This window comes from Pelodictyon phaeoclathratiforme BU-1, from assembly GCF_000020645.1.
In the GTDB taxonomy this organism is placed as follows: Bacteria; Bacteroidota; Chlorobiia; order Chlorobiales; family Chlorobiaceae; genus Chlorobium; species Chlorobium phaeoclathratiforme.
In genome coordinates this window covers 283,481-302,445 of record NC_011060.1, presented here as the reverse complement: position 1 = coordinate 302,445, position 18,965 = coordinate 283,481, and the positions used below count along the sequence as shown (strand labels likewise).

32 protein-coding genes and 1 tRNA gene are annotated in these 18,965 nt (G+C 46.0%); all 33 read right to left on the bottom strand.

The annotated features are described in order from the left end of the window. Positions 1 to 6: 6 nt before the first annotated feature. The 33 genes from PPHA_RS01605 to rpsG all read right to left on the bottom strand — a co-directional run bounded on the left by PPHA_RS01605 (position 7) and on the right by rpsG (position 18,940). The gene (locus PPHA_RS01605; RefSeq protein ID WP_012507144.1) at positions 7 to 990 is read right to left on the bottom strand and encodes a DNA-directed RNA polymerase subunit alpha; all 984 of its coding nucleotides are present in this window, start codon (positions 988 to 990) and stop codon (positions 7 to 9) included. 29 nt (positions 991 to 1,019) lie between these two features. Continuing rightward, complete coding sequence (rpsD, locus tag PPHA_RS01600) at positions 1,020 to 1,631, bottom strand: 30S ribosomal protein S4 (protein ID WP_012507143.1); 612 nt, start codon at positions 1,629 to 1,631, stop codon at positions 1,020 to 1,022. Positions 1,632 to 1,668: 37 nt separating this feature from the next. Then, complete coding sequence (rpsK, locus tag PPHA_RS01595; protein ID WP_012507142.1) at positions 1,669 to 2,052, bottom strand: 30S ribosomal protein S11; 384 nt, start codon at positions 2,050 to 2,052, stop codon at positions 1,669 to 1,671. Between the two features lie 48 nt (positions 2,053 to 2,100). After that, complete coding sequence (gene rpsM / locus PPHA_RS01590) at positions 2,101 to 2,478, bottom strand: 30S ribosomal protein S13 (protein WP_012507141.1); 378 nt, start codon at positions 2,476 to 2,478, stop codon at positions 2,101 to 2,103. Positions 2,479 to 2,511: 33 nt separating this feature from the next. After that, positions 2,512 to 2,628: a 50S ribosomal protein L36 gene (rpmJ, locus tag PPHA_RS14850; RefSeq protein ID WP_011362841.1), complete on the bottom strand. Its 117-nt coding sequence runs from the start codon at positions 2,626 to 2,628 to the stop codon at positions 2,512 to 2,514. A gap of 116 nt (positions 2,629 to 2,744) precedes the next feature. Beyond that, a complete protein-coding gene (infA, locus tag PPHA_RS01580) occupies positions 2,745 to 2,963 on the bottom strand; it encodes a translation initiation factor IF-1 (protein WP_012507140.1) in 219 nt (72 codons plus the stop codon). Positions 2,964 to 3,002: 39 nt separating this feature from the next. Further along, positions 3,003 to 3,800: a type I methionyl aminopeptidase gene (gene map / locus PPHA_RS01575; RefSeq protein WP_012507139.1), complete on the bottom strand. Its 798-nt coding sequence runs from the start codon at positions 3,798 to 3,800 to the stop codon at positions 3,003 to 3,005. A gap of 10 nt (positions 3,801 to 3,810) precedes the next feature. Next, entirely contained in the window at positions 3,811 to 5,142 is a 1,332-nt protein-coding gene (gene secY, locus PPHA_RS01570) for a preprotein translocase subunit SecY (protein ID WP_012507138.1), read from the bottom strand. 18 nt (positions 5,143 to 5,160) lie between these two features. Then, complete coding sequence (gene rplO / locus PPHA_RS01565) at positions 5,161 to 5,715, bottom strand: 50S ribosomal protein L15 (RefSeq protein ID WP_012507137.1); 555 nt, start codon at positions 5,713 to 5,715, stop codon at positions 5,161 to 5,163. Between the two features lie 34 nt (positions 5,716 to 5,749). Further along, positions 5,750 to 5,935: a 50S ribosomal protein L30 gene (gene rpmD, locus PPHA_RS01560; protein ID WP_041526617.1), complete on the bottom strand. Its 186-nt coding sequence runs from the start codon at positions 5,933 to 5,935 to the stop codon at positions 5,750 to 5,752. A 17-nt stretch (positions 5,936 to 5,952) separates the two neighbouring features. Beyond that, the gene (rpsE, locus tag PPHA_RS01555) at positions 5,953 to 6,471 is read right to left on the bottom strand and encodes a 30S ribosomal protein S5 (RefSeq protein ID WP_012507135.1); all 519 of its coding nucleotides are present in this window, start codon (positions 6,469 to 6,471) and stop codon (positions 5,953 to 5,955) included. Positions 6,472 to 6,494: 23 nt separating this feature from the next. After that, positions 6,495 to 6,854 (bottom strand): 50S ribosomal protein L18, encoded by a 360-nt coding sequence (gene rplR / locus PPHA_RS01550; protein WP_012507134.1) that lies wholly within the window; start codon positions 6,852 to 6,854, stop codon positions 6,495 to 6,497. Positions 6,855 to 6,911: 57 nt separating this feature from the next. After that, positions 6,912 to 7,451, bottom strand: a complete 540-nt coding sequence (gene rplF / locus PPHA_RS01545) for a 50S ribosomal protein L6 (RefSeq protein WP_012507133.1) — start codon at positions 7,449 to 7,451, stop codon at positions 6,912 to 6,914. Between the two features lie 28 nt (positions 7,452 to 7,479). Further along, on the bottom strand, positions 7,480 to 7,875 hold the full coding sequence (gene rpsH, locus PPHA_RS01540) for a 30S ribosomal protein S8 (protein ID WP_012507132.1): 396 nt from the start codon (positions 7,873 to 7,875) through the stop codon (positions 7,480 to 7,482). Positions 7,876 to 7,939: 64 nt separating this feature from the next. Beyond that, complete coding sequence (gene rpsN, locus PPHA_RS01535) at positions 7,940 to 8,209, bottom strand: 30S ribosomal protein S14 (RefSeq protein WP_012507131.1); 270 nt, start codon at positions 8,207 to 8,209, stop codon at positions 7,940 to 7,942. Between the two features lie 16 nt (positions 8,210 to 8,225). Continuing rightward, positions 8,226 to 8,813, bottom strand: coding sequence for a 50S ribosomal protein L5 (rplE, locus tag PPHA_RS01530; RefSeq protein WP_012507130.1), 588 nt, complete (start codon positions 8,811 to 8,813; stop codon positions 8,226 to 8,228). A gap of 61 nt (positions 8,814 to 8,874) precedes the next feature. Then, positions 8,875 to 9,117 (bottom strand): 50S ribosomal protein L24, encoded by a 243-nt coding sequence (gene rplX, locus PPHA_RS01525; protein ID WP_012507129.1) that lies wholly within the window; start codon positions 9,115 to 9,117, stop codon positions 8,875 to 8,877. Between the two features lie 31 nt (positions 9,118 to 9,148). Continuing rightward, a tRNA-Gly gene (locus tag PPHA_RS01520) sits at positions 9,149 to 9,224 on the bottom strand. 10 nt (positions 9,225 to 9,234) lie between these two features. Then, the gene (gene rplN / locus PPHA_RS01515) at positions 9,235 to 9,603 is read right to left on the bottom strand and encodes a 50S ribosomal protein L14 (RefSeq protein WP_012507128.1); all 369 of its coding nucleotides are present in this window, start codon (positions 9,601 to 9,603) and stop codon (positions 9,235 to 9,237) included. Positions 9,604 to 9,641: 38 nt separating this feature from the next. Continuing rightward, complete coding sequence (rpsQ, locus tag PPHA_RS01510) at positions 9,642 to 9,941, bottom strand: 30S ribosomal protein S17 (RefSeq protein ID WP_273278710.1); 300 nt, start codon at positions 9,939 to 9,941, stop codon at positions 9,642 to 9,644. A 32-nt stretch (positions 9,942 to 9,973) separates the two neighbouring features. Then, complete coding sequence (gene rpmC / locus PPHA_RS01505) at positions 9,974 to 10,180, bottom strand: 50S ribosomal protein L29 (protein ID WP_012507126.1); 207 nt, start codon at positions 10,178 to 10,180, stop codon at positions 9,974 to 9,976. A 34-nt stretch (positions 10,181 to 10,214) separates the two neighbouring features. Then, entirely contained in the window at positions 10,215 to 10,634 is a 420-nt protein-coding gene (gene rplP, locus PPHA_RS01500; protein ID WP_012507125.1) for a 50S ribosomal protein L16, read from the bottom strand. A gap of 44 nt (positions 10,635 to 10,678) precedes the next feature. Beyond that, positions 10,679 to 11,428 (bottom strand): 30S ribosomal protein S3, encoded by a 750-nt coding sequence (gene rpsC, locus PPHA_RS01495; protein ID WP_012507124.1) that lies wholly within the window; start codon positions 11,426 to 11,428, stop codon positions 10,679 to 10,681. A gap of 16 nt (positions 11,429 to 11,444) precedes the next feature. Next, positions 11,445 to 11,804: a 50S ribosomal protein L22 gene (rplV, locus tag PPHA_RS01490; RefSeq protein ID WP_012507123.1), complete on the bottom strand. Its 360-nt coding sequence runs from the start codon at positions 11,802 to 11,804 to the stop codon at positions 11,445 to 11,447. Between the two features lie 30 nt (positions 11,805 to 11,834). Beyond that, positions 11,835 to 12,134, bottom strand: coding sequence for a 30S ribosomal protein S19 (gene rpsS / locus PPHA_RS01485; RefSeq protein ID WP_012507122.1), 300 nt, complete (start codon positions 12,132 to 12,134; stop codon positions 11,835 to 11,837). 33 nt (positions 12,135 to 12,167) lie between these two features. Beyond that, positions 12,168 to 13,007, bottom strand: a complete 840-nt coding sequence (rplB, locus tag PPHA_RS01480; RefSeq protein ID WP_083765299.1) for a 50S ribosomal protein L2 — start codon at positions 13,005 to 13,007, stop codon at positions 12,168 to 12,170. Positions 13,008 to 13,038: 31 nt separating this feature from the next. Then, positions 13,039 to 13,350 (bottom strand): 50S ribosomal protein L23, encoded by a 312-nt coding sequence (gene rplW, locus PPHA_RS01475; protein ID WP_012507120.1) that lies wholly within the window; start codon positions 13,348 to 13,350, stop codon positions 13,039 to 13,041. 31 nt (positions 13,351 to 13,381) lie between these two features. Continuing rightward, positions 13,382 to 14,008, bottom strand: a complete 627-nt coding sequence (gene rplD, locus PPHA_RS01470; RefSeq protein ID WP_041526615.1) for a 50S ribosomal protein L4 — start codon at positions 14,006 to 14,008, stop codon at positions 13,382 to 13,384. 19 nt (positions 14,009 to 14,027) lie between these two features. Continuing rightward, positions 14,028 to 14,657: a 50S ribosomal protein L3 gene (rplC, locus tag PPHA_RS01465; RefSeq protein ID WP_012507118.1), complete on the bottom strand. Its 630-nt coding sequence runs from the start codon at positions 14,655 to 14,657 to the stop codon at positions 14,028 to 14,030. Positions 14,658 to 14,678: 21 nt separating this feature from the next. Beyond that, the gene (gene rpsJ, locus PPHA_RS01460; RefSeq protein ID WP_012507117.1) at positions 14,679 to 14,990 is read right to left on the bottom strand and encodes a 30S ribosomal protein S10; all 312 of its coding nucleotides are present in this window, start codon (positions 14,988 to 14,990) and stop codon (positions 14,679 to 14,681) included. Between the two features lie 77 nt (positions 14,991 to 15,067). After that, complete coding sequence (gene tuf, locus PPHA_RS01455) at positions 15,068 to 16,249, bottom strand: elongation factor Tu (protein WP_012507116.1); 1,182 nt, start codon at positions 16,247 to 16,249, stop codon at positions 15,068 to 15,070. Between the two features lie 68 nt (positions 16,250 to 16,317). Continuing rightward, the gene (gene fusA / locus PPHA_RS01450) at positions 16,318 to 18,432 is read right to left on the bottom strand and encodes an elongation factor G (RefSeq protein ID WP_012507115.1); all 2,115 of its coding nucleotides are present in this window, start codon (positions 18,430 to 18,432) and stop codon (positions 16,318 to 16,320) included. Positions 18,433 to 18,472: 40 nt separating this feature from the next. Next, positions 18,473 to 18,940 carry a 30S ribosomal protein S7 gene (rpsG, locus tag PPHA_RS01445; protein WP_012507114.1) on the bottom strand — a complete coding sequence of 156 codons (468 nt, stop codon included), beginning with the start codon at positions 18,938 to 18,940 and terminating at the stop codon, positions 18,473 to 18,475. Positions 18,941 to 18,965 lie beyond the last annotated feature (25 nt).

The following is an 18,965-nucleotide window of genomic DNA, read 5'->3' as shown; positions in this document are numbered from 1 at the left end:
ATTTTATCATTTCATCTGATACTTGGTAATATCCATACCAAACTTCAGGTCAAACTTTTCAAGCTGTTCCTTGAGTTCCGTGAGTGACTTCTTGCCAAAGTTCTTGTAATTAAGCAATTCGTCCTCCTTATGCGAGACGAGTTCACCAATGGTATCGATTTCTGCAAGTCTGAGGCAGTTGTGCGAACGAACAGAAAGATCGAGATCTTCGATTTTGGTGTGAAAGAGCCTGCGCATCGTCTCAAACTCGTCATCCTGCTGTTTGAATTCCTCTTCGGTAAACTCCTCTTCTGTAGGTGAGAAATTGGCAAAAAAGGTAACATGATCAGTGATGATTTTACCTGCAAGACTGATGGAGTCATCAGGACTTACAGAACCATCTGTCTCAACATCAAGAATCATTTTTTCATAATCGGTCCGCTGCCCGACGCGCGTATTTTCTACAGTAAACTTCACATTTCTGATCGGTGTATAAATAGCGTCAACGGCAATATAACCTATTGGCATCCCTTCTGGCCTGTTTTCCTCGGCAGGCATATAACCACGTCCTCTTCCGATATAGAGATCGATCTTGACTGTCGCACCGGCATTTATGGTCGCAACATGCATATCCTTGTTCAACACCTCGAACTCACCCTCCTGTGCAATAATATCACCAGCCGTAAAATCCATAGGGCCGACAAGGGTCAACGAGGTCTTGCAGTTTCTTTTACAGGTAGACTTGAAACGTACTTTTTTAAGGTTCAGAACAATTTCGGGCACATCCTCACGAACACCATCAATGGCAGCAAACTCATGAAAAACACCATCTATCTTGATCCCTGTTATTGCAGTTCCCGGTAGTGAGGCCAGAAGAACCCTTCTCATAACGTTTCCAAGGGTCACGCCATAACCGCGCTCGAGCGGCTGGGCAATGAACCTGCCGAAACAATCCGTATGGGAAGATTCGTCAACCTCTATTTTTGCAGGCATCTGCATCTGGTATATCATAGTAATTTATACCTTAGAATTCATTAAAATCACTTCGAGTACAATTCAACGACCAACTGTTCGTTGAAAGGCTCCTGTACTTCCACTCTCTCAGGTACACTCAGAAATACAGCTTTCTGGTTGGCCTTGTCAACCTGTATCCATGAAGGAATACGGGATTCAGGGGCCTTATTGAGGGAATCCGTTACGGCTCCCATATTTTTGCTTCTCTGACGGAATTCAATGACTTCAGATGGAGAAACGATATAGGATGGAATATCGACCTTCTTGCCGTTTATGAGAAGATGGCCGTGCGTAACAAGCTGGCGTGCGCCTGAACGTGAAGGAGCAAATCCGGCACGAAAGACAACGTTGTCAAAACGTCTCTCAAGAAGCTTGACAAGGTTATCGCCTGTAACACCTCTCTGTGATACTGCTTTTTTATAATAATTCCTGAATTGCTTTTCGAGAATACCGTAAAGATATTTCATCTTCTGTTTCTCTCTAAGCTGGAGAGCATATTCAGAAACTTTTCCTTTCCGACCCTGACCATGCTGACCTGGAGGAAAAGGACGTCTTTCAAGATATTTTTCTGCCTTTGGTGCAAGCGCAATACCTAACCTGCGGGATACTTTTGTTATTGAGCCTCTGAATCTTGCCATATCACTTGCTTCATTGAAATTCTATGAATATATAAAATCAGACCCTTCTGCGCTTTGGAGGCCTGCAGCCATTATGCGGAAGTGGTGTTATATCCTTAATGGTGCGAACATCGAGACCAGCTCCCTGCAACGCCCTTATTGCGGCATCACGTCCGGCACCAGGGCCTTTGATAAAGACATTCACATGCCTCATTCCAAGGTCGTAAGCCTCTTTTGCGGCAGCTTCCGAGGTAATCTGGGATGCATAAGGAGTGTTCTTTTTCGACCCCTTGAACCCATTTTTGCCTGCACTGGACCAGGAAACCGTATTGCCCTGAAGATCAGTAATGGTCACCATGATGTTATTGAACGATGCCTTGATATGTACGGCACCTTCAGGAGTAACCTTTACCTTCTTTTTTTTCTTGCTTATTGTAGCCATGAACTTACACTCTTTAGTATCGAAGATTTTATTGCTTACTCTACACTACTACTTCTTGACTGCCTTCTTCTTGCCGGCGACGGTCTTCCGTTTACCTTTTCTGGTCCTTGCGTTAGTACGTGTTCTTTGTCCGCGAACAGGCAGAGAGCGTCGGTGACGAAGTCCCCTGTAGCAACCGATATCCATCAAACGTTTAATGGCAGTCTGTTGCTCACCTCGAGCCTGCCCTTCAACCTTGTATTGTTCGGCAATAATTTCTCTGATTGCATGCGCCTCCTCATCATTCAGCTCAGAAATCTTTCTGTTTGGCGCAATACCGGCTCTCTGCAGAATGCTTTCTGCTGATGCTCTCCCAATACCATAAACATGCGTCAAAGCAATAACTGCATGTTTGTTTAACGGCAAATTTACCCCAGCTATCCTCATATTCTCTTTAAAGTTCTATTGTTTTTCTGAAGATCAACCCTGGCGCTGCTTATGGCTGGGATTTACTTTACAAATCACATATCTCTTGCCTTTGCGCTTGACGATGCGGCAGTGCTCACAGCGCTTTTTAATAGAAGAATATATTTTCATAATAACATCCAGATGCAATATGCAATGATTAAACTAACTGACCCGAAACCTGAAAAGGTCTGTAATGTAATAAATAAAGATTAAAAAATCAATAATCTCATCACTTATTTCACCACTTATTTGTATCGATAGGTAATCCGGCCCTTGGAGATATCGTAGGGTGATATTTGGACTTTTACCTTGTCACCGGGCAGAATCCTGATGTAGTGCATCCTGATTTTGCCGGAAACATGCGCCAATACCTCAAGGCTGTTTTCGAGTTTCACCTTGAATTGCGCGTTTGGAAGCGCTTCGAGAATAACGCCTTCAATTTCAATTGATTCTTCTTTGGCCAAATTGTCTGCTCCTTAGTTCTTATAAAGTGTTGTAATCGATCAAGGGTGTTTACCATCAAGGAAGGTACCGGTCAGTATCTCAGCTTTACCGGCCCTTACAACAATCGTATGCTCAAAATGTGCCGAAGGCTTCCCATCCTCTGTCACTGCAACCCATCCTCCACGACGGCTGATTGCCCTGCGCGATCGTCCAAGGGCGATCATAGGCTCAATGGCAAGTGTCATGCCTGTCTTCAGCAGTGGGCCAGTATTCTTTTTCCCATAATTTGGTACAGCAGGGTCTTCGTGCAGTTCACTTCCAATACCATGACCGACCATGTTTTCAATAACACTGAACCTGAATGAACGGGCATAATCTTCTATGGCTGATGAAATATCGTGGAGGCGATTTCCTTCGACTGCCATCGCAATGCCACGTGCAAGACATTCGCGAGTTACATCGACCAGTTGCTGAACCTTTTCATCTATGACACCGAGTACAAACGTACGAGCTGCATCACCGTGATAACCACCCTTGTAAACTCCACAGTCAACGGAAACAATATCACCTTCCCTGATCACCCGTTTTTTGCTTGGTATACCGTGCACCACCTCTTCATTGAGTGAAACACAAAGTGTCGCTGGATATGGTGTTGCATCGGGATCCCCTTTCGGGGTATAATTCAGAAAACTTGGAACAGCATGATTATCCCTGATAAACTCTTCGGCCATGACATCGAGCTCTTTTGTCGTCATGCCCGGTTTGATTTCCTGCTCCAGCAAATCAAGCGCCTTGGCGACCAAAGCACCGGACTCTCTCATCAGCTCAATTTCCCGCTCGCTTTTTATCGTAATCATGTATTTTCCATTACCTGCTCTGTCGTCCGCGTGTTTTGCCTGACTTCATAAAACCATCGTAGTGCCGCATGAGCAGATGACTTTCAACCTGCTGCAAGGTATCAAGGCCGACTCCAACAATAATCAGAAGACTTGTTCCACCAAAAAACTGGGCAAACCCTGGTGTTACATTGGCGAATTTAGTCAAAAATGTTGGCAGGATTGCGATGATGGCAAGCGATATGGCACCAGGCAGTGTAATACGAGTCAAAATATTATCTATAAAATCTGCCGTGCTCTTGCCAGGTCGAACACCCGGAATAAAGCCTCCCTGACGGCGCATGGTGTCGGCAACTTCCTTTGGATTGAAGGCAATTGCTGTATAAAAATAGGTAAAGAAGACAATCATGGTGCCGAACATGAGTGCATACCACCAGGAGTCATAAGCGAGTAACTTGGCAATGCTCTGCATCACCTCATTTTCAGGGAAAAAAGAGAGGAAGGTGCCAGGAAGAAACATGATCGATTGTGCAAAGATAATCGGCATGACACCGGCGGTATTGATCCGCATTGGAATATACTGGGTACTGCCTCCGTAGACCTTGCGCCCAACAACCCTTTTGGCATGCTGGACAGGAACACGGCGGGTACCAACCGTCAGGATAACCACAAAAGCAACAATCGCCGCCATCATGGCAAGAATGATAATCTCAATTACCCAGTTCTTGCTTCCCAGCGAGACAGAACGAAACTCGGCCACAAGAGCCTGAGGAAACCTTGCAAGGATACCGATCATGATAATGAGTGATATGCCATTACCAATACCCCGTTCAGTAATTTTTTCTCCGAGCCACATGACAAAGACCGTCGAAGCTGTCAGGAGAACCACTACGGTGATGGTAAAAAAGATCCCTGGATCGGGAACAATGGCAGTGCCGAAGGAGGCTGGACTGGCGAGGCTTACACTCACTCCCCAAGCTTGGAGTACCGCAATAAGAACTGTTCCATATCGTGTCATCTGACTGATTTTCTGCCGGCCATCTTCCCCCTCTTTCTGGAGTTTCTGGAAATATGGAGTAACCGCCCCAAGCAACTGCACGATGATCGATGCTGAGATATAGGGCATGATACCAAGAGAAAAGATCGAAGCTCTGGCAAAAGCACCGCCGACAAAAAGGTCAAATAGTCCGAAGAGATCGTTGGAGTGGGTCTGCGATGCGCCTGACACAGCAGCCGCATCAACACCCGGAATGGTAATATGTGAACCCAGCCTGTAGACAAATAAAAGAAGAAGCGTATAAAGGATCCGCTGACGGAGTTCAGGGATTTTATTGATGTTCCTTATACTTTCATTAAGCTTCATAGCGTCCTTTTAACGGATTCAAGGCTTGGTGGATTTTTTTGCTCTCTTTACGAGCTTTGCCTTTGGTTTCAGGAGAGCCTCTTCAAACGGCAGATCCCTGACCTTGGATGCCTCTTCCAGCGTACGGAAGGCTTTCACTACTGTTCCGCCTGCTGCGGCTATTTTCTCCTCGGCACTTTTGCTGAAAGCATGAGCGGTAATGGTGATAGCGCTTGTCAGTTCACCATTGCCGAGAATCTTGAAATAATCAGCATTACTCGCATGCAGAAGCGATTTGAGATCAAGAATGGTAATCTCGTTTTCTACAAGACCATCCTGAATCCATTTATCGATCTGGGTAAGATTGACCGTATTTACCGGCTTCTTATCAAGAGGAGTAAAACCGAATTTTGGCAATCTCCGGTAAACAGGTACTTGGCCGCCTTCAATAATAGGTCTTTTGTAGCCGCTACGTGACTGCTGACCATTATTTCCCTTGCCAGCGGTCGTTCCGTTACCTGAACCTTGACCGCGACCGACCCTCTTTTTGTTTTTTACTGCGCCTTTTGCAGGACGAAGTGAACTTAAATCCATGGTTTCAATTCCCGACTTGCTATTAGTAAAAATCTTAGACCTCTTCAACCTTTACAAGGTGCTGCACAACCCTTATCTGCCCCCTGGTGCAGGGATTGTCCTGACGGTCAACATGATAATTTGGCCTGCCGAGGCCAAGCGCCTGAATGGTGGCTCTCTGCTTTTTTGTGCCACCAATAATGCTGCGCACCTGGGTAATCCTTAATATTTTCTCACTCATGATCGCATTTGTCATTTTTAGCTTTCAAAAACCTCTTTCAGGCTCTTTGACCGTCTTTCACCAACATCATAGGCATCAGAGATGCTCTGAAGTCCCTTGATGGCAGCCTTAACCACATTGTGCGGATTGGAAGATCCAAGTGATTTTGTCAGAATGTCATGAATACCTGCCATTTCAAGCACAGCCCTCACCGCTCCACCAGCAATAAGACCGGTACCAGGGGTTGCCGGCTTCATCATAACCTTTGCCGAACCAAACTTGGCAACAATCTGATGAGGTATGGTACCCTTCACAATCGGCACCTTGATCACATTTTTCTTTCCGTCTTCGATGCCTTTTGCAATGGCATCCTGTACTTCGTTTGCTTTTCCAAGCCCGTAGCCTACATGGCCTTCTTTATCGCCAACCACAACAATAGCGTTGAATCCGAAGCGTTTACCGCCTTTGACAACCTTTGCAGTCCTGTTGATATGAACCAGCTTTTCTTTCAGATTTAATTCACCGGGCCTGATATTCTTAGCAGATGTTTTTGCCATTTACCTATCTCTTTGAAAAGTTTTTAAAAGATCAGTCCTGCTTCTCTCGCACCATCAGCCAATGCCTTGACCCTGCCATGATAACGAAATCCATTCCTGTCAAATACCACACATGTTATACCCTGAGCAAGGGCTTTCTGACCAAGCTGATTTCCGATTATGCGGCAGAGTTCTGACTTTGAACCCTTGAGAGCCGAATTGTCTTTTGAAAGTGTTGATGCGGCCAATATGGTTTTGCCATTCACATCATCAATCAACTGTGCATAAATCTGCGAAAGGCTCCTGTAAACACAAAGCCTCGGCTTTGCCGATGTCCCCTGGACGTTGCCTCTGCTTCTGTCCTTGATTTTCTGCCTCCGGGAGGCCTTATCGATTTGACTCATTCTATTGAACCGTTGTATAATGTTATTGCCTGACTACTTGAGCTTTTCGTTCACGCTTTATTTGCCTGCAGCCTTACCTTCCTTGCGGCGGATGACTTCACCTTCATATTTAATGCCTTTTCCACGATAAGGTTCCGGCTTTCTGAATGAACGGATCTTGGCGGCAACCTGACCAACAAGAGCCTTGTCAATGCCACTTACAAGAACAGTGACCTGATCAGGCACTTCAATTTTAATCTCATCCGGAGCCTTGAAATAGATCATATGCGAATAGCCAAGTGTCAGGGCAAGCAGATCATTTTTCAGCTCAGCACGATACCCGACGCCAGCAATTTCGAGTTTTCTGGTAAAACCTTTTGTTACACCATCAACCATATTGCTGATAAGCATACGGTAAAGACCATGCTGTGCTTTAGCCTTTTTACTGTCATCGATTCTCAATACGGTAACTAAACCGTTTTCTTCCGATACGGTTACCTGATCGGTCAGCCTCTGTTCAAGAGTGCCTTTAGGACCGGATACCCTGATGTTTGAATCTTTGATCTCTATCTTCGCCTGATTGCTCAGGGGTATGGGCATTTTTCCTATTCTTGACATGGTATTCTAATGCTCTTTGGCTTATGGATTAATAGATACGGAACAGGATTTCACCACCTACGCCCTGTGCCCTTGCCTCTTTATCGGTTATTACCCCTTTCGATGATGAGAGGATATACAACCCGAGACCACCAAGATATTTTTTAATATCTTTTCCATCATAAACACGCCGACCCGGCTTGCTGACTCTGCTGATCTCCTTGATAGCAGGATCACCATGGGCAGTATACTTCAGATCAATCCGAAGAAACGGAAATTTTTCGGTGGTTATGACCGTAAAGTTTTTAATGTACCCTTTCTCCACAAGCAATTGCGAAAGATTCTCCCTGAGCTTTGAATACGGGATATCGGTTGTTTTATTTTTTGCTCTTCCCGCATTTCTGATACGGGTGATATAATCTGCAATAGAATCCGTTACAGGCATAGCAAACGTTGGTTACTTTCTAAAATGAACAAATACCTTACTTTGATAATGACAAACCAGCTTCTTACCAGCTTGCTTTCTTCACACCAGGCAACTTTCCTTCAAGAGCGAATTTGCGGAACATATGCCGGCATAACCCATACTTTGCATAAACACCTCTTCCACGACCTGTAAGCACACAACGGTTGCGAACCCTTGTTGCAGAACTGTCTCTTGGCAACTTGCGAAGGGCTTCATAATCGCCAGCTTTAAGCAGCTCCGCACGGAGGACTGCATATTTCGCTACAAGCTTGATTCTCTTCTCGTTCCTTGCTATAACGCTTTTCTTGGCCATCTGTTTTCTGAATTATTTAGTTGTTCTTCTTTTTGAATGGCATTCCAAGTTCCGAGAGCAGTACATAAGCCTCTTCATCTGTCGAAGCTGAAGTTACAAAACTGATATCCATTCCGGATATTCTCGGTACTTTGTCAATATCGATTTCCGGAAATATAATCTGCTCCCTGACTCCAACGGTATAGTTTCCACGGCCATCGAAACTGGTATCGCTGAGCCCACGGAAATCACGTATTCTTGGAACGGCAAGACTGACAAAACGATCAAAAAACTCGTACATGGCCTTGCGGCGTAACGTTACGCGGCAACCTATAGCCTGGCCTTCGCGTAATTTAAAGTTTGATATTGCTTTTTTTGATTTACGGATCTGGGGTTTCTGACCTGTAATCTGGGCAAGCTCCTGAAGAGCAATTTCAAGCAGTTTTGGTTCTGCCGCTGCAGCACCTACACCGATATTGATCGATATTTTTTTAAGCTTCGGTACCAGCATGGCATTCTTGTACTGAAAGCGCTCGACAAGATTGGGAGTTACTTTCTCTTTAAAGAATGTTTCAAGTCTTGCCAGTGAAGGTGTTGTCGGTGTCATCTCTTTATTCTTGTCCATCTTGTTCATTATCAGTTTACCCGCGATGGTCTTGGTCATCGGAGCCTTTTAGTAGAAACACTTAACTTTTCTTCACGTTGGAAGAATGAATCGGGAACTCCCGCTCAATAATCGATCCCTGTGTCTGCCCCTGGGTCGGACGCATGTGGCGCTTCCGGATATTGACACCTTCTACAATAACACGGCTTTTTATCGGAAACACTTTCAGAATCTTTCCTTCCTTGCCTTTATCATTGCCGCTGATGACGACGACCGAGTCATTCTTCTTGACGTGCAACTTAACCTTTTTAATACCTGTTTTCATTTTTTACTGATATGATATTATTCATAAAATCTGGAGCGGGAGACGAGACTCGAACTCGCGACCAACAGCTTGGAAGGCTGTGACTCTACCAACTGAGTTACTCCCGCCTGCGTCACCCTACAATACTTCAGGTGCCAACGATACAATCTTCATAAATTTCCTGTCGCGAAGCTCTCTTGCTACCGGCCCGAATATACGGGTTCCCCTCGGTTCACCCTGAGCATTAAGAAGAACAACTGCGTTTTCGTCAAAGCGAATATAGGAACCATCTTTTCTCCGGGATTCCTTGACACAGCGCACGACAACGGCCCTGCACACATCCTTCTTCTTTACAATACCACCAGGAACAGCAGCCTTGACTGATACTATAATCTGATCACCCAATGAGGCATAACGCCTCCCGGTTCCGCCGAAAACGTGAATACAACGAACCTTTTTGGCTCCGCTGTTATCGGCAACAACCAGATTTGTTTCTTTCTGGATCATCCTGTTTCAAACTTTATTAAATGTATAAAAATGCTCTCTTACCTGGCTTTTTCTATAATTTCGACCAAACGACAGCTTTTCCTTTTGCTCAATGGACGACATTCGACCACTTTAACCAAATCACCGATACCAGCTTCATTCTTTTCATCATGAGCTGTCAGCTTCGTCGTCTTCTTGAAATATTTCTTGTAAACCGGATGCTGTACGCTACGTTCTACGGCAACAACACACGACTTATCCATCTTGTCACTGACAACCTTGCCTAACCAGCTTTTTTTTCTTCCCCTTACTGGAGCATTCTGTTCCATTGATACACTGCCCATTTTATTTTCTTCCATGTAAGTAACCAGTTTTATTGTTTGCCTTTCCGTCAAACCTGGCCCGTTTCGGAAGCCGCAAGTTGATGGAGCCGGTTTTTCATGCGCGCAATATCCCGCTTCGAATTGCGGAAAACCATTGGATTCTGCGGCTGTTCAATAACCTTAAAAAAATTGATATCGGCAAGTCTGTTCTCAAGCTCTTTGAGCCTGTCGATCAGTTCCTGTTTATTCAATGCCGCAATTTCATACTTTTTCATAATAAGTAACCCTCGTGTCGAATTAGTTGCTCGGTTAATCTTCGTAATCAGGACGGACAATGAACCTGGTCTTGATGGGCAGTTTTTTCGCTGCAAGCCGGAATGCCTCTGTGGCAACCTCTTTCGGAACTCCATCAGCCTCGAACATGATTCTTCCGGGTTTTACCACTGCAACCCAAAACTCTGGAGAACCTTTACCAGAACCCATTCGGGTTTCAGCAGGTTTTTTTGTTACCGGTTTATCCGGGAAAATCCTGATCCAGATTTTACCATCCCTCTTCATAAATCTCGTCATGGCAACACGGGCAGCCTCAATCTGACGACTGGTAATCCATGCTGGCTCAATTGCTTTAAGACCGAACGAACCGAAAGATACATCTGTACCACGTCCTGAATTGCCTTTCATCCGGCCCCGTTGTGTCTTTCTATATTTAACTCTCTTTGGCATTAACATACAGGCAACTCCATTCTATTTTCTGATTGTATGGTACGTTATATTTATCGCTTGGTACGATGACGGCGCTTTGTGCGACTATCGCGATTTCTTGCACCTGCATCATTGCGTCTTTCCTTGATTCTCTTCAGTTCATCCTCTTCGATTGCATCAATGCGCTGAACGAGGACTTCACCTTTATAAACCCATACCTTGATACCGATGGTACCGGCTATGGTATGAGCGGTGACGCTCGCATAATCAACATTGGCACGGATGGTATGAAGCGGAATCTTTCCCTCTTTATACTGTTCCGAACGGGCAATTTCAGCACCACCGAGACGGCCTCCGCATCTGATCCTGACACCTTCTGCTCCAGAGCGCATGGCCTGCTGGATAGCCTGTTTCATGGCTCTTCTGAATGAAACACGATTTTCAAGCTGGTAGGCAATGTTATCGCCAATCAACTGTGCCTCTATTTCCGGTTTGACAACCTCAACAACATCGATCTTCACCTCTTTTCCGGTGATACGACTCAGCTCCTGGGAAAGGTTGTTGATCTCTTCACCCTTTCTTCCAACAACAGCACCCGGACGGGCTGCATAGATATTGATCTTGACATGCTTCGTCGTTCTCTCGATAATAATACGTGCAATGCCTGCCCTCTCCTTCTTCAGCCTTGCAAGAACATAAGTACGGATAACATGGTCCTGCTTAATTTTCTCCGAAATAACAGGACTGTCATCATACCAGCGTGAAGCCCAGTCTCTGATAATTCCCAGCCTAAATCCAGTAGGATTAACTTTCTGACCCAATGCTCTCTCCTTGTTATTATTTAGTTACTGGATTTTTAACCTTATCAATGACGATCGTAAGATGATTCGATCTCTTCCGAATCCTGAATGCCCGACCCATAGGTGCCGGTAACGTTCTCTTCAGTGTGGTGCCTTCATCAACAAAAATAGTCTTGACAAAAAGCTCCTGATCACTGACCCGTTCGTCCGGGTTACGCTGCGCATAATTTGCAACGGCGGATTTGAGCGTCATCATAACATTTCGAGAAGCGGCCTTTGTTGAGTTGAGCAGAATGGCCTTGGCCAGATCAACCGGTTTTCCACGAACGAGACCCGCTACAAGACGCATCTTTCTTGGCGATGTTGGCGTATCCCGTAAAATTGCTTTAGCTTCCATTGTAATCTTTACCCTTTCGCGTTATTCAATTTATTTTTTTCTTGGTGCTGATCCGCCTTTTTCTGCCTTTCCACCACCAGCATGGCCGCGAAATGATCTCGTCGGGGCAAACTCTCCAAGCTTATGACCTACCATATTATCACCTACATAGACTGGCACATGGTTCTTGCCATTATGCACAGCCACTGTATGACCGACAAAATCAGGTGAAATCATTGAACTTCTGGACCAGGTCTTGATAACCTTTTTTTCTCCCTTGCTATTCATATCAAGGATCCGCTTTTCCAGTTTTATATCAATGAACGGTCCCTTTTTAAGTGATCTTGGCATAATTTCTCTGCTTGTTGTTGTTAACCGCTATAGTTATTTGGCGTTTCTGCCCCGTACAATCAATTTCTGTGAAGCCTTTTTCTTATTTCTGGTCTTCAGACCCTTTGCAAGCTGACCCCATGGCGACATTGGATGCTTTCTTCCACCGCCCGACTTCGACTTGCCTTCACCACCGCCCATCGGGTGATCAACCGGGTTCATGGCCATACCTCTTGTCTGGGGACGAATACCAAGCCAACGACTTCTGCCAGCTTTTCCGAGAACAATATTTTCATGGTCAGTATTGCCTACCACACCGATCGTCGCACGACACTCAACCCTGAGCTTGCGGATTTCGCCGGAAGGAAGCTTCAACGTAACATAATCACCCTCACGCGCTGCAAGAACTGCAAATCCACCTGCCGACCGGACAATCTGTCCACCCTTACCCGCTTTCATCTCAATGTTATGAATATCGGTACCAAGAGGGATATTCTTCAGGGGCATGGTGTTGCCGGTCTTGATTTCGACCTTCTCTCCGCTTTCCACCTTGTCGCCAACATTTAAACCTTTCGGGGCGAGAATATAACGTTTTTCTCCGTCATTGTAATGCAATAATGCAATTCTTGATGAACGGTTCGGATCATACTCAATAGCAGCAACCGTTGCAGGAATACCATCCTTGTTGCGCTTGAAATCGATAATCCTGTAATGCCTTTTATGCCCGCCACCTCTATGCCTTGAAGTTTTGCGTCCCGCAGCGTTGCGGCCACCTGACTTCTTGAGCGGCACAAGCAGGCTTTTTTCCGGCGTGCTTTTTGTGATTTCATCGAATGCAGGGTATGACATGAACCTTGACCCTGGCGTAACCGGCGCTAACTTCCTTATAGCCATTTGAATGTATGATCTATCCTTTTTATGAGTTCTATCCTTCGCTCTTCTGGGCTGTATTTGAGTAATAGTCTATTGACTGACCCTTTTCAAGAGTGATAATCGCTTTTTTCCAGTCACTTTTCTTTCCGGTAACCCTGCCCTTGCGGGTGTTCTGGGCACGGGACTTGCCGAGGCAATTAATCGTACGAATCGATTTCACCTCAACACCAAATTTCTTCTCAACAGCTTTCTTGATATCAGTCTTGTCTGCATCGGGTTTAACGACAAAGACATACTGTCCTTTCTTTTCTGTCAGCCCAGTACTTTTCTCTGTCAACAAAGGGCGCAACAACGGGTTTATCATCTCTTTAACTCCTTTTTCTGGAAAACTGCAATTACCCTAAAGTATCTTCTATTTTTTTCAGCGCTGTCTTCTGAACGAGTAGCGTATGGCTGTGAAGAATATCATAGGTCGATGCCTTGTCGGCTGTCATGATATTCAGTGCCGCGATATTCTTTCCGGATCTTGCAATGATCAGATCATACCCGGGCGTCAACATAAGAGTTTTTTTCTCAGCGAGACCAAGATTTTTCAGAATCTGGGCAAAAGGTTTCGTCTTGATGTTCTCAAAGACAAAATCCTCAATAACAACAATCTGACCGGCCTTCGCCTTCGAACTCAGAGCAGAGCGTCTTGCAAGAAGCTTAACCTTCTTGTTGACCTTCTGATCGTATGCATGGGGGACAGGACCGAATATGGTACCACCACCGATATTGAGTGGCGAACGGCTTGAACCCTGACGAGCATTACCGGTTCCTTTCTGGCGAAGCGGCTTTCTGCCACCACCTCTTACCTCTCCACGTGTTTTTGACTTGTGCGTTCCCTGCCGTCTGTTTGCGAGAATCGACTTGACGTCGAGGTACATCGCATGTTCAGATATTTCAGCGCCGAATATATCGTCACGGAGCGTTACCACTTCCCCGGTTTCAGTACCGCCGGTATTTAAGACTTTAAGTTCCATAGCTTCGTGCATTCAGCATTTACTTTTTTGTAGAAACAATCTTGACATAGGAGTTCTTTGGGCCCGGCACCGATCCCTTGATAACAATAAGGTTAGACTCAGGCATGATCTTGAAAATCACAAGATTCCGTACCGTAATATTGTCTGAACCCATTCGTCCGGCCATTCTGGTACCCTTGAAAACCCTCGATGGATCGGATGAACCACCAACAGATCCTGGCGCTCTCTGCCTGTCAGACTGACCATGTGTTCTCTGACCGCCACTGAAATTGTGACGTTTCATGACACCGGCAAAACCTTTTCCTTTTGAGACTCCGAGAACATTGACCTTCTCACCTTCGGTGAACGATTCAACACTTACAGCACTGCCCAGCTCAAGCTCCTGATTCAGTTCCTTAAAATCAAACTCAGCCAACTTGAAACCCGGCGCAACGCCTGCTTTTTTGTAATGACCCTGTAACGGTTTGCTTACCTTCTTCTCTTTCCTTTCTCCAATACCAATCTGATAAGCGTCGTAACCCTCTTTATCTGCACGTTTAACCTGTGTTACAAAGCATGGACCTGCCTGGATAATCGTGCAGGATACCGCCTCGCGTTTCTCATTGAATAAACGGGTCATGCCGATTTTTTTTCCAAGAATCGCACCCATATGATTATCTTTTCTAATTCTTTAAGACTTAATTTCAACATCAACGCCGCTTGGAAGTTCGAGCTTCATCAGCATATCAATGGTTCTGGATGTCGGGTTTATAATTTCAATCAACCTCTTGTGAGAGGAGAATGAAAACTGCTCACGGGACTTCTTGTCGACATGCGGAGACCGGTTTACGGTGTAAACATGCGATTTTGTAGGCAGCGGTATTGGACCAAAGATAATAGCATCCGTCTGCTTGACCACATCAATAATCCTTAGAGCCCACTTATCAACCAGGCTATGGTCGTAAGACTTGAGCTTGATTCTTATCTTTTGCTGTACAGCCACTTGTCAACCCTGTTTCGTGTTATCAATAAAAAAGGGACGGGATTTACGACCCCGTCCCGGGACGCCATACACTCTTCTTATTCAATAATCGTGGTAACGGAACCCGCACCAACGGTACGACCACCTTCACGAATAGCAAAACGCAGGCCCTCATCCATAGCGATCGGGGCAAGCAACTCGACTTCAACACCAAGGTTGTCACCAGGCATAACCATCTCGACACCTTCAGGCAGCGTTACAGAACCGGTAACATCTGTTGTACGGAAATAGAACTGGGGACGGTAACCGTTAAAGAACGGTGTATGACGGCCACCCTCTTCCTTCTTCAGAATATAGACCTCAGCCTTGAACTTGGTGTGCGGCTTGATGGTGCCCGGTTTGGCAATAACCATACCACGCTCAAGTTCTGTTTTATCAACACCACGGAGAAGAAGACCAGCGTTATCACCAGCCTGACCTTCATCAAGAAGCTTCTGGAACATTTCGATACCGGTAACGACCGATTTGCGTGTAGGTCTCAGACCGACGATTTCAACCTCTTCGTTGATCTTGATACGGCCTCTCTCAATTCTGCCGGTACCAACAGTACCACGACCAGAAATAGAGAAAACATCTTCGACCGGCATCAGGAACGGCTTGTCAATGTCGCGAACTGGATCAGGGATAAAGGAATCAACTGCATCCATAAGCTCCATAATTGCCTTTTCACCTTCAGGATCACCTTCAAGAGCCTTCAGTGCGGAACCCTTGACAATCGGAATATCATCACCAGGGAAATTGTACTGAGTCAAAAGCTCTCTCAGCTCAAGCTCAACAAGCTCGATAAGTTCAGGGTCAGCAATATCAACTTTGTTCAGGAAAACAACAAGTGAAGGGACGTTTACCTGACGGGCAAGCAGGATGTGCTCGCGAGTCTGAGGCATAGGACCATCAGTACCTGCAACAACAAGAATGGCGCCATCCATCTGGGCTGCACCAGTGATCATGTTTTTAATGTAATCAGCGTGACCAGGACAGTCAATATGCGCATAGTGACGCTTTTTTGTCTGGTACTCAACGTGCGCTGTTGAAATGGTAATACCACGCTCTCTCTCTTCAGGAGCCTTGTCGATACTGCCGAAGTCACGCGCTGCAGCAAGTCCCTGCTTGGCGAGAACCGAAGTAATCGCTGCGGTCAAGGTTGTCTTGCCATGATCAACGTGACCAATGGTTCCTATATTGACATGGGGTTTATCCCTTTTGTAGGACTCTTTTGCCATAACTTATCTCCGTGTCGGTTATCTGTTATTGTTTGTAGTAATTAAAACTGGTACAGCCATCGCCTCGCTTAGTCCGAATCCTTGCTCGTCCTCTTCTCCTGCAAAGCTTCCGCAATACTGCGTGGAACTTCGCGATAACAATCAAACTCCATGGAATAATTCGCTCTTCCCTGACTCATCGAACGCAAGTCGGTCGAATATCCGAACATTGCTGAAAGCGGAACCTTGGCGTTGACAAACTGGGCTCCTGCCCTCTGCCCCATGCCTTCGATATGACCACGACGGCTCGACAAATCACCCATGACATCACCAAGATACTCATCAGGCGTAACAACCTCGACCTTCATGATCGGCTCAAGCAAAACCGGATCAGCTTTCTTTGCGCCACCCTTGAAACCGATGGAACCAGCGATCTTGAATGCCATTTCCGAAGAGTCAACCTCATGATACTTGCCATCCAGAAGTGTAACCTTGATATCCTGCATCGGGAAGCCTGCAACAACACCACTCTTCATCGCCTGCTGAACACCAGCATTAACAGCCGGAATATACTCCCTCGGGATAACTCCACCCTTTACAGCATCAACAAATTCATATCCCTTGCCCTCTTCAAGCGGCTCAACGCGGAGAACGACCAAACCAAACTGACCTTTACCGCCGGACTGACGAACAAACTTACCTTCAAACTCCACAGACTTTCTTATCGTTTCACGGTAAGCAACCTGCGGCTTGCCTACGTTGGCCTCAACCTTGAACTCACGTTTCAGACGGTCAACCAGAATCTCAAGATGCAGTTCACCCATACCGGCAATAAGCGTCTGACCCGTCTCATCATCAGTTTTCACCTTGAAGGTCGGATCCTCTTCTGCAAGCTTGGCGAGTGACATACCGAGTCTGTCGGAATCGCTCTTGGTTTTAGGCTCGATAGCAATCTCGATAACCGGCTCAGGAAAAACCATCTTCTCAAGAACCACCGGACTGTTTTCGTCGCAAAGCGTATCTCCGGTTCTTACATCCTTCAGACCAACAGCAGCAGCGATATCGCCACAATAAACACAATCTATATCTTCTCTCTTGTTCGAGTGCATCTGCAGTACACGACCGATTCTCTCTTTCTTGCCGGTCATCGTATTGAGTACATAACTTCCTGCCTTGAGCACGCCGGAATAAACCCTGAAAAAGGTAAGCTTCCCGACAAACGGATCCGTCGCAATCTTGAATGCGAGCGCAGCAAACGGCTCCTCATCTTTCGGTTCGCGAGTAACAGGCTCTTCGGTACGTGGATGATGACCCTCAACGGCGCCGACATCAACAGGTGAAGCAAGATACTCAACAACAGCATCAAGCATAAACTGGACACCCTTGTTCTTGAAAGAAGAGCCGCAAAGCACCGGAATAATGGTAACCTTCAGCGTTGCCTGACGCAACACATTCCTTACCTCTGACTCAGTGATATCCTCACCGTTCAGATATTTTTCAAGAAGCGTATCGTCATGCTCCGAAACAGCCTCAAGCATATTGATCCGCCATGTCCTTGCCTCATTCTGCAGGTCATGCGGAATCTCGACCTCATCATAGGTACTGCCATCTTCTTTATTGTAGATGATACCCTTCATCCTGATAAGATCAACGAAGCCGGCAAAAATCTCGCCCTCTCCAATCGGTATCTGAAGAGGAACCGGATTAGCACCGAGTCGTTCCCTGATAGCCTTTACCGTCTCAAAAAAGTTTGCGCCAGTCCTGTCCATCTTGTTGATATAGGCAATCCTCGGCACACCATACTTGTTTGCCTGGCGCCATACCGTCTCGGACTGAGGCTCCACGCCACCAACGGCACAAAAGAGCGCAACAGCGCCGTCAAGTACACGCAGGGAACGCTCAACCTCAACCGTAAAGTCAACATGGCCAGGCGTATCGATAATATTGATACGGTGATTAACTCCGATATAGTTGCCAAACTTCGGCATCCAAAAACAGGTTGTAGCAGCAGAAGTGATGGTAATACCACGCTCCTTCTCCTGATCCATCCAGTCCATCGTCGCACCACCATCATGCACCTCACCCATCCGATGCAGACGACCGGTATAATAGAGAATCCTCTCTGTCGTCGTCGTCTTTCCGGCATCAATGTGAGCCATGATACCGATATTCCGTACTTTATCTAAATCAACCAGCCGTGCCATAACAAAATTTTAGACCTTTAATCCACACTTTAACAAACTCTTAGAACCTGAAATGCGCAAACGCCTTGTTAGCATCAGCCATACGGTGTACCTCATCACGCTTCTTAACCGATGCACCCTGCTCATTGGCAGCATCCATCAGCTCGGCAGCCAGCTTCTCAGCCATAGACCTGCCTCCGCGCTTTGCAGCATAAATCTTCAACCAGCGAAAAGCCAGTGCTCCTCTCCGCGAAGCTTTCACCTCCATCGGAATCTGATAGGTAGCACCACCAACCCTCTTGCTGCGAACCTCAACGACCGGCGCAATATGCGACATAGCCTTGCGGTACACCTCAAGCGGATCTTCTCCGGCAAGTTTCTCGGCAATGATAGCAAACGCATCATAGACTATCTTTGTAGCAACAGCCTTCTTACCATCAAGCATCACAGCATTGATAAAACGGGCAACACTCTCGTCCCCGTAACGGAAATCAACACCGATTCTTTTATAGCCAACTTTTTTGGGCATGTTCTTCTCTGAATTTATGATTCGA

Coding starts and splice junctions, on each gene's coding strand:
- PPHA_RS01605 (WP_012507144.1), bottom strand. CDS start 990: ATGATATACCAGATGCAGATGCCTGCAAAAATAGAGGTTGACGAATCT.
- rpsD (WP_012507143.1), bottom strand. CDS start 1,631: ATGGCAAGATTCAGAGGCTCAATAACAAAAGTATCCCGCAGGTTAGGT.
- rpsK (WP_012507142.1), bottom strand. CDS start 2,052: ATGGCTACAATAAGCAAGAAAAAAAAGAAGGTAAAGGTTACTCCTGAA.
- rpsM (WP_012507141.1), bottom strand. CDS start 2,478: ATGAGGATAGCTGGGGTAAATTTGCCGTTAAACAAACATGCAGTTATT.
- rpmJ (WP_011362841.1), bottom strand. CDS start 2,628: ATGAAAATATATTCTTCTATTAAAAAGCGCTGTGAGCACTGCCGCATC.
- map (WP_012507139.1), bottom strand. CDS start 3,800: ATGATTACGATAAAAAGCGAGCGGGAAATTGAGCTGATGAGAGAGTCC.
- secY (WP_012507138.1), bottom strand. CDS start 5,142: ATGAAGCTTAATGAAAGTATAAGGAACATCAATAAAATCCCTGAACTC.
- rplO (WP_012507137.1), bottom strand. CDS start 5,715: ATGGATTTAAGTTCACTTCGTCCTGCAAAAGGCGCAGTAAAAAACAAA.
- rpmD (WP_041526617.1), bottom strand. CDS start 5,935: ATGAGTGAGAAAATATTAAGGATTACCCAGGTGCGCAGCATTATTGGT.
- rpsE (WP_012507135.1), bottom strand. CDS start 6,471: ATGGCAAAAACATCTGCTAAGAATATCAGGCCCGGTGAATTAAATCTG.
- rplR (WP_012507134.1), bottom strand. CDS start 6,854: ATGAGTCAAATCGATAAGGCCTCCCGGAGGCAGAAAATCAAGGACAGA.
- rplF (WP_012507133.1), bottom strand. CDS start 7,451: ATGTCAAGAATAGGAAAAATGCCCATACCCCTGAGCAATCAGGCGAAG.
- rpsH (WP_012507132.1), bottom strand. CDS start 7,875: ATGCCTGTAACGGATTCTATTGCAGATTATATCACCCGTATCAGAAAT.
- rpsN (WP_012507131.1), bottom strand. CDS start 8,209: ATGGCCAAGAAAAGCGTTATAGCAAGGAACGAGAAGAGAATCAAGCTT.
- rplE (WP_012507130.1), bottom strand. CDS start 8,813: ATGGACAAGAATAAAGAGATGACACCGACAACACCTTCACTGGCAAGA.
- rplX (WP_012507129.1), bottom strand. CDS start 9,117: ATGAAAACAGGTATTAAAAAGGTTAAGTTGCACGTCAAGAAGAATGAC.
- rplN (WP_012507128.1), bottom strand. CDS start 9,603: ATGATCCAGAAAGAAACAAATCTGGTTGTTGCCGATAACAGCGGAGCC.
- rpsQ (WP_273278710.1), bottom strand. CDS start 9,941: ATGGAAGAAAATAAAATGGGCAGTGTATCAATGGAACAGAATGCTCCA.
- rpmC (WP_012507126.1), bottom strand. CDS start 10,180: ATGAAAAAGTATGAAATTGCGGCATTGAATAAACAGGAACTGATCGAC.
- rplP (WP_012507125.1), bottom strand. CDS start 10,634: ATGTTAATGCCAAAGAGAGTTAAATATAGAAAGACACAACGGGGCCGG.
- rplV (WP_012507123.1), bottom strand. CDS start 11,804: ATGGAAGCTAAAGCAATTTTACGGGATACGCCAACATCGCCAAGAAAG.
- rpsS (WP_012507122.1), bottom strand. CDS start 12,134: ATGCCAAGATCACTTAAAAAGGGACCGTTCATTGATATAAAACTGGAA.
- rplB (WP_083765299.1), bottom strand. CDS start 13,007: ATGGCTATAAGGAAGTTAGCGCCGGTTACGCCAGGGTCAAGGTTCATG.
- rplW (WP_012507120.1), bottom strand. CDS start 13,350: ATGATAAACCCGTTGTTGCGCCCTTTGTTGACAGAGAAAAGTACTGGG.
- rplD (WP_041526615.1), bottom strand. CDS start 14,008: ATGGAACTTAAAGTCTTAAATACCGGCGGTACTGAAACCGGGGAAGTG.
- rplC (WP_012507118.1), bottom strand. CDS start 14,657: ATGGGTGCGATTCTTGGAAAAAAAATCGGCATGACCCGTTTATTCAAT.
- tuf (WP_012507116.1), bottom strand. CDS start 16,249: ATGGCAAAAGAGTCCTACAAAAGGGATAAACCCCATGTCAATATAGGA.
- fusA (WP_012507115.1), bottom strand. CDS start 18,432: ATGGCACGGCTGGTTGATTTAGATAAAGTACGGAATATCGGTATCATG.
- rpsG (WP_012507114.1), bottom strand. CDS start 18,940: ATGCCCAAAAAAGTTGGCTATAAAAGAATCGGTGTTGATTTCCGTTAC.